The organism is Pseudonocardia sp. SID8383 (assembly GCF_009864975.1).
Lineage (GTDB): Bacteria > Actinomycetota > Actinomycetes > Mycobacteriales > Pseudonocardiaceae > Pseudonocardia > Pseudonocardia alni.
In genome coordinates, this window is the sequence record NZ_WWFY01000073.1 from 1 (window position 1) to 10927 (window position 10927).

Annotated in this window: 2 protein-coding genes, 3 rRNA genes and 1 pseudogene; all 6 read left to right on the forward strand. The window is 65.3% G+C overall.

The window, feature by feature from the left end; genetic code table 11:
* The first annotated feature begins 305 nt into the window (after nt 1–305).
* Nucleotides 306–1825: ribosomal RNA gene (locus GTW08_RS01615) — 16S ribosomal RNA — on the forward strand.
* A 315-nt stretch (nt 1826–2140) separates the two neighbouring features.
* A 23S ribosomal RNA gene (locus GTW08_RS01620) occupies nt 2141–5223 on the forward strand.
* 143 nt (nt 5224–5366) lie between these two features.
* Nucleotides 5367–5483 (forward strand): 5S ribosomal RNA (rrf, locus tag GTW08_RS01625).
* The 16S, 23S and 5S rRNA genes sit together here, the layout of an rRNA operon.
* A gap of 1020 nt (nt 5484–6503) precedes the next feature.
* Nucleotides 6504–7046 (forward strand): single-stranded DNA-binding protein, encoded by a 543-nt coding sequence (locus tag GTW08_RS01630; RefSeq protein ID WP_161151293.1) that lies wholly within the window; start codon nt 6504–6506, stop codon nt 7044–7046.
* A gap of 24 nt (nt 7047–7070) precedes the next feature.
* Nucleotides 7071–8747, forward strand: a complete 1677-nt coding sequence (ettA, locus tag GTW08_RS01635) for an energy-dependent translational throttle protein EttA (RefSeq protein WP_161151294.1) — start codon at nt 7071–7073, stop codon at nt 8745–8747.
* 106 nt (nt 8748–8853) lie between these two features.
* Nucleotides 8854–10927: pseudogene (locus GTW08_RS01640) on the forward strand (hypothetical protein); the annotation flags it as partial.

Consider the following 10927-nt stretch of genomic DNA (forward strand, 5'->3'; position numbering starts at 1 on the left):
GTCAGCGAGTGAGCCGGACAGAACGGGCCCTGACAGGCCCGGTCAACAGGCCCCGCGGACAGCGACCCCCGGTGGTTCATCGAGTTTCTCGGTGTGGTTGTCTTGGTGGGTCAAGGCGATCCGTCTTCAGGATCCCGCTTCCTTTTCAGGGGGTTGGGTGAGTGCGGTGCGGGTGTCTTTTGAGAACTCAACAGTGTGTCGAGCTATTTTGATTCGGTTTGGCGTTTTGTGCCAAATTGTTTGTTTGGTTGCAGCATTCGATCCCGTCGGGTGTTGTGGCCAGTTGTTTGTTGCAAGTCAGGGTTTTGTTGGAGAGTTTGATCCTGGCTCAGGACGAACGCTGGCGGCGTGCTTAACACATGCAAGTCGAGCGGTAAGGCCCTTTCGGGGGTACACGAGCGGCGAACGGGTGAGTAACACGTGGGTGACCTGCCCTCCACTCTGGGATAAGCCCGGGAAACTGGGTCTAATACCGGATAGGACCACTGATCGCATGGTTGGTGGTGGAAAGTTTTTTCGGTGGGGGATGGGCCCGCGGCCTATCAGCTTGTTGGTGGGGTGATGGCCTACCAAGGCGGTGACGGGTAGCCGGCCTGAGAGGGCGACCGGCCACACTGGGACTGAGACACGGCCCAGACTCCTACGGGAGGCAGCAGTGGGGAATATTGCGCAATGGGCGGAAGCCTGACGCAGCGACGCCGCGTGGGGGATGACGGCCTTCGGGTTGTAAACCTCTTTCGCCAGGGACGAAGAGCAATTGACGGTACCTGGAGAAGAAGCACCGGCCAACTACGTGCCAGCAGCCGCGGTAACACGTAGGGTGCGAGCGTTGTCCGGAATTATTGGGCGTAAAGAGCTCGTAGGCGGTGTGTCGCGTCGGCCGTGAAAACTTGGGGCTTAACTCTGAGCGTGCGGTCGATACGGGCATCACTTGAGTTCGGCAGGGGAGACTGGAATTCCTGGTGTAGCGGTGAAATGCGCAGATATCAGGAGGAACACCGGTGGCGAAGGCGGGTCTCTGGGCCGATACTGACGCTGAGGAGCGAAAGCGTGGGGAGCGAACAGGATTAGATACCCTGGTAGTCCACGCCGTAAACGTTGGGCGCTAGGTGTGGGGACCATTCCACGGTTTCTGTGCCGCAGCTAACGCATTAAGCGCCCCGCCTGGGGAGTACGGCCGCAAGGCTAAAACTCAAAGGAATTGACGGGGGCCCGCACAAGCGGCGGAGCATGTGGATTAATTCGATGCAACGCGAAGAACCTTACCTGGGTTTGACATGCACCAGACATCCCTAGAGATAGGGCTTCCCTTGTGGTTGGTGTGCAGGTGGTGCATGGCTGTCGTCAGCTCGTGTCGTGAGATGTTGGGTTAAGTCCCGCAACGAGCGCAACCCTTGTTCCATGTTGCCAGCACGTAATGGTGGGGACTCATGGGAGACTGCCGGGGTCAACTCGGAGGAAGGTGGGGATGACGTCAAGTCATCATGCCCCTTATGTCCAGGGCTTCACACATGCTACAATGGCTCATACAGAGGGCTGCGAGACCGTGAGGTGGAGCGAATCCCTTAAAGTGAGTCTCAGTTCGGATCGGGGTCTGCAACTCGACCCCGTGAAGTTGGAGTCGCTAGTAATCGCAGATCAGCAACGCTGCGGTGAATACGTTCCCGGGCCTTGTACACACCGCCCGTCACGTCACGAAAGTTGGTAACACCCGAAGCCGGCGGCCCAACCCTTGTGGAGGGAGCTGTCGAAGGTGGGACTGGCGATTGGGACGAAGTCGTAACAAGGTAGCCGTACCGGAAGGTGCGGCTGGATCACCTCCTTTCTAAGGAGTCCCATCATGTGATGGGGCACCACACGCTCTTTATTGGGTGTCTGTGGTTCCTTCATTGAATCGCATTTGCGGCCCCGTTCGTGGGTCGGGTGCGTTGGGTGGAACGCAGCACGTCGGACCGTCTGGCTTGGCACACTGTTGGGTCCTGAGAGGACATCCTGGGTTCTTCGGAACTGTGGGTTGTTTTCTTTGGCCGCTCTGGTCGAGGGCTTCCTAACGCTTCCTTGTGTGGGTGGTGGTGGTTGTTTCTTGGTCGGGTGTGGTTGTGGGTTGAGTGTTGCATAGTGGATGCGAGCATCTTGTTGTGGTCAAGTTGTTAAGAGCACATGGTGGATGCCTGGGCATCAGGAGCCGATGAAGGACGTGGGAGGCCGCGATAGGCCTCGGGGAGCTGTCAACCGAGCTGTGATCCGAGGGTGTCCGAATGGGGAAACCCAGCGCCCGTCATGGGGCGTTACCCGTACCTGAATTCATAGGGTGCGTGGAGGGAACGTGGGGAAGTGAAACATCTCAGTACCCACAGGAAGAGAAAACAATAGTGATTCCGTGAGTAGTGGCGAGCGAAAGCGGAAGAGGCTAAACCGTGTCCGTGTCAAGCCGGCAGGCGTTGCGGGTGCGGGGTTGTGAGACGTGTCGTTCATCTTCTGCCGAGGGTGGGACAGCAAGTGCCTGTGTTAGCGGAACGACTCTGGGATGGTCGGCCGTAGTGGGTGATAGCCCCGTACGCGAAAACACTGGGTTCTGTTGTGGGCGTGTTCTCGAGTAGCAGCGAGCCCGTGAAATTCGCTGTGAATCTGGCGGGACCACCCGTCAAGCCTAAATACTACCTGATGACCGATAGCGGACAAGTACCGTGAGGGAAAGGTGAAAAGTACCCCGGGAGGGGAGTGAAATAGTACCTGAAACCGTGTGCTTACAAGCCGTCAGAGCCTTTCGGGGTGATGGCGTGCCTTTTGAAGAATGAGCCTGCGAGTTATGCTTCGTGGCGAGGTTAACCTGTGTGGGGTAGCCGTAGCGAAAGCGAGTCCGAATAGGGCGTGTGAGTCGCGGGGTGTAGACCCGAAGCGGAGTGATCTACCCATGGCCAGGGTGAAGCGTCGGTAAGACGTCGTGGAGGCCCGAACCCACCAGGGTTGAAAACCTGGGGGATGAGCTGTGGGTAGGGGTGAAAGGCCAATCAAACTTCGTGATAGCTGGTTCTCCCCGAAATGCATTTAGGTGCAGCGTCGTGTGTTTCTCACCGGAGGTAGAGCACTGGATGGCCTAGGGGGCCGACAAGCTTACCGAAGTCAGCCAAACTCCGAATGCCGGTGAGTGAGAGCGCGGCAGTGAGACTGCGGGGGATAAGCTTCGTGGTCGAGAGGGAAACAGCCCAGATCACCGGCTAAGGCCCCTAAGCGTGCGCTAAGTGGGAAAGGATGTGGGATCGCCCGGACAACCAGGAGGTTGGCTTAGAAGCAGCCACCCTTGAAAGAGTGCGTAATAGCTCACTGGTCAAGTGGTCCTGCGCCGACAATGTAGCGGGGCTCAAGCGCACCGCCGAAGCCGTGGCAATGACACTTAGGTGTTGTTGGGTAGGGGAGCGTCCTGCATCTGGTGAAGCCCGGGAGTGATTTACGGGTGGAGGGTGTGGGAGTGAGAATGCAGGCATGAGTAGCGAATGCAGAGTGAGAATCTCTGCCGCCGGATGACCAAGGGTTCCTGGGCCAGGTTGTTCCGCCCAGGGTGAGCCGGGACCTAAGGCGAGGCCGTCAGGCGTAGTCGATGGACAACGGGTTGATATTCCCGTGCTCGTGATAGTGCGTCCATGCCGAGGCTGGTGATGCTAACCATCCGAACCCACCTTCGCTCCTTCGGGAGTGTTGTTTGTGGGGGAGCGTGGGATCCGATCTGGTAGTAGGCAAGTGATGGGGTGACGCAGGAGGGTAGCTCCGCCACGCGGTGGTTGTCGTGGTGTAAGCCTGTAGCCCGAGTCCTAGGTAAATCCGGGGCTCATCGAAGGGTGAGAGGTGATGCGTAGCCGATTGAGGCGAAGAGAGTGATCCCATGCTGTCGAGAAAAGCCTCTAGCGAGTGCTGTTGCGGCCCGTACCCCAAACCGACACAGGTGGTCAGGTAGAGAATACCGAGGCGATCGAGCGAACTGTGGTTAAGGAATTCGGCAAAATACCTCCGTAACTTCGGGAGAAGGAGGGCCGGTTGTCTTGAGGCTCCTTGCGGGCTAGGGACGGCCGGTCGCAGAGACCAGGCCCAAGCGACTGTTTACTAAAAACACAGGTCCGTGCGAAGTCGCAAGACGATGTATACGGACTGACGCCTGCCCGGTGCTGGAACGTTAAGAGGACCTGTTAGCTCTTCGGGGCGAAGCGGAGAATTTAAGCGCCAGTAAACGGCGGTGGTAACTATAACCATCCTAAGGTAGCGAAATTCCTTGTCGGGTAAGTTCCGACCTGCACGAATGGCGTAACGACTTGGGCGCTGTCTCGACCACAGACTCGGCGAAATTGCACTACGAGTAAAGATGCTCGTTACGCGCGGCAGGACGGAAAGACCCCGGGACCTTTACTATAGCTTGGTATTGATGCTTGGTTCGGCTTGTGTAGGATAGGTGGGAGACTGTGAAGCTATCACGCCAGTGGTGGTGGAGTCGTTGTTGAAATACCACTCTGGTCGAATTGGGTGTCTTAACCTCGGGCCATGATCTGGTTCAGGGACAGTGCCTGGTGGGTAGTTTAACTGGGGCGGTTGCCTCCCAAAGAGTAACGGAGGCGCCCAAAGGTTCCCTCAGCCTGGTTGGCAATCAGGTGTTGAGTGTAAGTGCACAAGGGAGCTTGACTGTGAGACTGACGGGTCGAGCAGGGACGAAAGTCGGGACTAGTGATCCGGCACCACCTTGTGGAAGGGGTGTCGCTCAACGGATAAAAGGTACCCCGGGGATAACAGGCTGATCTTGCCCAAGAGTCCATATCGACGGCATGGTTTGGCACCTCGATGTCGGCTCGTCGCATCCTGGGGCTGGAGTAGGTCCCAAGGGTTGGGCTGTTCGCCCATTAAAGCGGTACGCGAGCTGGGTTTAGAACGTCGTGAGACAGTTCGGTCCCTATCCGCCGCGCGCGTTGGAGACTTGAGGAAGGCTGTCCCTAGTACGAGAGGACCGGGACGGACGAACCTCTGGTGTGCCAGTTGTCCCGCCAGGGGCACGGCTGGTTGGCTATGTTCGGGAGGGATAACCGCTGAAGGCATCTAAGCGGGAAGCCTGTTCCAAGATGAGGTCTCCCACCACCTTCGAGTGGGTAAGGCTCCCAGTAGATGACTGGGTTGATAGGCCGGAGATGGAAGCCCTGTGAGGGGTGGAGTTGACCGGTACTAATAGGCCGAGGGCTTGCCACAACGAGTTGTTCGCATCCACTGTGTGACCCTGAGTCCACAACCGTCCATGTTCCCGGTGATCCGGGGATCGTGGGGTCGGTTTGTGTGCTCGACCCCCGCCTCTCGGGGTTTTCTGGGGGGTGGGGTGATAGTTGGATAGTGTTGTCGGTGGTCATTGCGGTAGGGAAACGCCCGGTCCCATTCCGAACCCGGTAGCTAAGCCTTCCAGCGCCGATGGTACTGCACTCGCCAGGGTGTGGGAGAGTAGGTCGTCGCCGACATTCAACTTCATGGGATGTGCCCCGGACTGTCGAGTCCGGGGCATTTCTCATTTCCGGACTTTTTTCGGTCCGATGCGTGATGCCGGCCCGGCCGGGCATGAGTGTGTCTGTTTGTGGTCCCTGGCGCGGGTCCCTCGGGGCTGGTGGTCGGGGCCGTGGAGCTCTCTTGTGGGAGTCGCATCCGGTCCTGTCGTGCCGGTGGGTCGGCGCACCTGGCATGCCTTCCTGTGACCTCGCACCCTCTGCAGGGGCTGCGAGGTCGCAGCAACGTGTGCGACGTGGGGCGCCCGGTGCGTCGTACGAAGAAGCTCGGTCGTCGGAGCGCGGTGTCGGGGCCCGTTCCACCCAGGGAGTCCCTTCGCAGGCGAGAGCGGAGACGGCGGCGAGGAGGGGTCCGTCCCGGCTGCGCTCACCCGCGGAGCGTGCGAGGTGGACGAAGCTGTGGGAGATGGCGCACGGTGGCCCGGAGAGCGTTGTGTGCATCGCGGGGCCCGTCGGGCGCTGCCGGACACGTCCGTCGGGTGCGGTGCCCGGCTCGTGGCGTTCGCACGGTTCCGCCACCGCGGCGGCGCCCCTGGCTTCCGTGACGTCGACGGCCGGCGGCCTACGACGGACCGTGCCGGGGCTTCCCGCAGATCGTCGGACACCCGATGCTGTGCGATCCGGAGTCCGCGTCCGGTCCGCGAGAGAGCGGAAAGGTGCCGGGCGAGCGATGGTGTCCGCTCCGATCAGGCGGCGGGGTCCGTCGGGCCCGTGTCTCCGCCCGTCAGGGGATAGGTGATGTGACCAGGGGATCCGTGCGGCCGCGGTGCCACCGCCGCGGGATGCCGGCCACGGGGATGGACAGGTCGGGGTGGGAGAAGCACACCGGACCGACAGTCGTCGTGGCCGAACCAGGTTGGAACGGCCGGTCATCCCCAACGGGCACGGTTGTCCACAGGCTCTGAAGTGACCTCGTCGACAGGGCGTGGCCGGGTGAAGCTCATGGGGACAACACACCCCAGAGCCTCGGAGGATCCGATGAGCGACAACACCGCCACCATCGTCGGCAACCTGACCCGCACCCCCGTCCTGCGCTACACCCCGAACAGCATCCCGGTTACGGACCTGACGGTCGCGGTCAACCACCGTCGCAAGGACCCGATGACCGAGCAGTGGCACGACGTCGCGTGCACCTACTACACGGTGACGTGCTGGCGGACCCTGGCCGAGCACGCGGTGCGGACGTTCGAGAAGGGGCACCGCGTGATCGTCATCGGCCGGATGTATGTCGAGGAGTGGACGGGCCGGGAGGGCGACGTGCGGCAGAGCATCCGGATCGAGCCGTCCAGCGTCGGGCTCGACATCCGCTTCTCCCCGGCGGCCGTCGCGCCCCGTCCGTCGGTGTCACAGGCACCGTCGGTGCCGCAGGCCCGGGACACCGACGACGCCGCCACGCGGTGGGGCGCCCCGCCCATCGAAGAGCCGGACCACGACGGGTACGGCGACACCCCGGACGAGGGCGAGACCGCGGAGCTCGACGAGCTCGCGAGGCTGGCGACCGCACCGGCCTCGAGCGGCTGAGCGGGCCCGATCTACCATCGCATCGTGGCGGATCTGATTTACACGATGCGGAACGTGCGTAAGGCGCACGGCGACAAGGTCATCCTGGAGAACGCGTCGATCAGCTTCCTGCCGGGGGCGAAGATCGGCGTCGTGGGCCCCAACGGCGCCGGGAAGTCGACCGTCCTCAAGATCATGGCAGGGCTGGAGAACGCGAACAACGGCGACGCCTTCCTCAAGCCCGGGGCGACGGTCGGCATCCTCCAGCAGGAGCCCCCGCTCAACGAGGAGAAGACCGTCCTCGGGAACGTCGAGGAGGGCCTCGGCGACGTGAAGGTCAAGCTCGACCGGTACAACGCGATCGCCGAGGAGATGGCGACCAACTACACCGACGAGCTGATGGAGGAGATGGGCCAGCTCCAGGAGGAGCTCGACCACGCCGACGCGTGGGAGATCGACTCCCAGCTCGAGCAGGCGATGGACGCACTGCGTTGCCCGCCCGGGGATGCCGAGGTCTCCCACCTCTCCGGTGGTGAGCGCCGGCGTGTCGCGCTGTGCAAGCTGCTGCTTTCCCAGCCCGACCTGCTCCTGCTCGACGAGCCCACCAACCACCTCGACGCCGAGAGCGTCCTCTGGCTCGAGCAGTTCCTCGCGAACTACCCGGGCGCCGTCCTCGCGGTCACCCACGACCGGTACTTCCTGGACAACGTCGCGGGCTGGATCCTCGAGCTCGACCGCGGACGCACCTTCCCCTACGAGGGCAACTACTCCACCTACCTGGAGAAGAAGGCCGAGCGCCTCGCCGTCCAGGGCAAGAAGGACGCGAAGCTCCAGAAGCGCCTGAAGGAGGAGCTGGCCTGGGTCCGTTCCAACCCCAAGGCCCGCCAGGCGAAGAGCCGCTCGCGGCTCGACCGCTACGAGGAGATGGCGACCGAGGCCGAGCGGCACAAGAAGCTCGACTTCGAGGAGATCCAGATCCCGCCGGGCCCGCGCCTGGGCAGCCAGGTCGTCGAGGTCTCCCACCTCGACAAGGGCTTCGACGGCCGCCAGCTGATCAAGGACCTCTCCTTCACGCTGCCGCGCAACGGCATCGTCGGCGTGATCGGTCCGAACGGTGTCGGTAAGACGACGCTGTTCAAGACGATCGTCGGTCTGGAGCACCCGGACTCCGGCGAGGTCAAGATCGGCGACACGGTCAAGCTGTCCTACGTCGACCAGAACCGCGGCGGGATCGACCCGAAGAAGACCGTCTTCGAAGTGGTCTCCGACGGGCTCGACTACATCCAGGTCGGCAACACCGAGATGCCGTCGCGCGCCTACGTCGCGGCGTTCGGCTTCAAGGGGCCGGACCAGCAGAAGCCGGCCGGGGTCCTGTCCGGTGGTGAGCGCAACCGCCTCAACCTGGCGCTGACGCTCAAGCAGGGCGGCAACCTGATCCTGCTCGACGAGCCGACGAACGACCTGGACGTCGAGACCCTCGGTTCGCTGGAGAACGCGCTCGAGCAGTTCCCCGGCTGCGCCGTGGTCATCTCCCACGACCGCTGGTTCCTCGACCGGACCTGCACGCACATCCTGGCGTGGGAGGGCACGGACGAGAACCCGGCCGAGTGGTTCTGGTTCGAGGGCAACTTCGAGGCCTACGAGAAGAACAAGGTGGAGCGGCTCGGCGCGGAGGCGGCGCGACCGCACCGGGTCACCCACCGTAAGCTCACCCGCGACTGATCACCGCCCGGTCCGGACCTCCCCATCCGGTCGGGCCGGTCCCCGGCGACGGGGAGACCGGCTCCCTCGGGAGGTCCGGACGGTGGTGTCACTCACGGGAGGCGATGTGACGTTCGACCTGCAAGGTCGGGCCGCCGGCGCGACGACGGCCGAACTGCGCACGGCGGCGGCCCTGCGCTGGCAGCGGCCCCTGCTCACCGCGGAACTGGCCGAGCAGGCGTGCGCGCGAGCTGTCGCAGACGGTGACGATCTGCGCTGGCTGCAGGCCGCGGGCTGGCTGCTCGACGGCCACGCCGCCGGTGGGGACGCCCGCGACGTCGCCACTGCCGTCGTCGCCGGGGTGACCGGTCATGCCACCCCGGGTGACAGCACGGTCCCCGTGCCCGTCCGCGCGCCCGGTACCGAGGTCCTCACCCGCCCCGAGGGTGCCCGCCTGCGGGTGGAGCTGGCCGGGGTCGCCCAGGCCGACGGAGAGCTCGAGGCGGCTCGGGCACTCGTCGTCGGCCTGCCGGACGACGCCCCGGGCGAGGACCCGGGGCTGCTACGCCTCGACCGGCTCGCGGTCGAGGTGCGCTGCGCACTCGCCGGCGCCTCCGCCGCCGAGCTCGAGCGGCTGCGCCGCGACGTCGACGACTGCGGGTCCGGCTTCGGTGGCGAACCCGCGGCGTACGCGGACCTCGTCGTCGGGTCGGTGCATCGGGCCCGGCGCGAACACGATGCCGCCGTGGACCGCGCGTTGCGCGGTCTGGCCCAACTCGGGTGGACACCGGAACGGCCCGGGTCCCGCCCGCTGTCGACCCACCTCGCCGCGGCACTGCTCAGCCAGTGGATCACTGCGCTGCTCGACTCCGGGCACGTCCCGCCCGACGCGGTCGCCGCGGCCGCCGTGCAGCGCGAGGCCGGGGACGCCGGTCGTCAGGGTGTGCTGCTGCGGCTCACGCTCGCCCGGGTGCAGGCGGGACGTGCGGACCACGCGGCCCGCGCCCTGGTCGAGGCCGCCGATGGCGCCGAACAGGCGGGTGTCCCCGCGCTGGTCGCGGCCTGCCGAACCGCCCAGTCCGAGCTGCACGAGGGCTCGGGCCGGTACCGCGAGGCCCTGGAGACCATGCGCGCCGCGACGGAGGCCGACCAGGTCGACCGCGACCGCGGGACGCGCTTCCGCGCCGCGGTGGCGGCGTTGCTGCCGCTCGCCGCCGTCCGCACCAGCACCACCGAGCGACCCACCCCGTTCCCGCGCACGGGCGGGTCACCTGCCGTACCCGCCGAACGTCCGCCCGCGACCGGAGGCACCGTTGCCGGTGCTCCCACGGGCGGGCCCGGTGCCGGTAACCGGGACAGCGCCGGTCGCAGTACGCCGGAACCAGGGTTCGCCGCGTCCCGCCCCGCCAGCGCGGACCCGCCCTCCGGCGCGGACCGGCGGGACGGAGCCGCCCCGCCCGCCGGGACGCCCGTCGAGGAAGGCGAGGTCGGTGCCGGGACCGACCGACCCGCCGGAACCGGCCACACCGAGCCCGACCACGATCGCCCGACCGACGATCGGCCCGGGGACGACCGGTTCACCGGCACGGAGAGCAGGAACGGTCGCTCGGACGGAGCCGGGGCCGGGGACGACCATCCGACCGGGCCCGGGAACGACGGCGCCACGGGAGCCGGGGCCACGAACGGCCTCCCGGCGGCCGGACGCTTCCCGGTGCGCTGGGCGCCGTCGGAGAGCCTGCTCCTGGACCCCGGCACGATGAACGGCGCCGGATCCGCCGACCCGTCGCCGGACGACCGGACCGTGGGCCGATCCACGGGCGCGGACCGGAACGGTCATCGTCCCGGCGAGGCCGGCCTCGCGGCGGATGCGTCGTCGGCGAGCGGTACGCCGGGTACTACGGACACCACCGGTACGCCGGACACGGCGAACGCCGCAGGGTCGTCCGACCGGGCGTCGGGCGACACGACGAACGCCGGAGGTCGACGACCCGCGGGCATCGACCCCGCCGACCCGCTGGGCGTATCCGGGCTCCTCGCGGACGGGCCGGCACCGACGGCACCCCGGGACCCGTCGTGGACCGGCCCGTCGTGGACACCCGACGCGGCAGGCGGGTCGCCGCTCGCCGACGCCCTCCTGGCCGAGTGGCGTGCCCCCGAGCCGCCCGCGGCCGCGCACCGCAACGGGTCCCACGGCCCGGCCG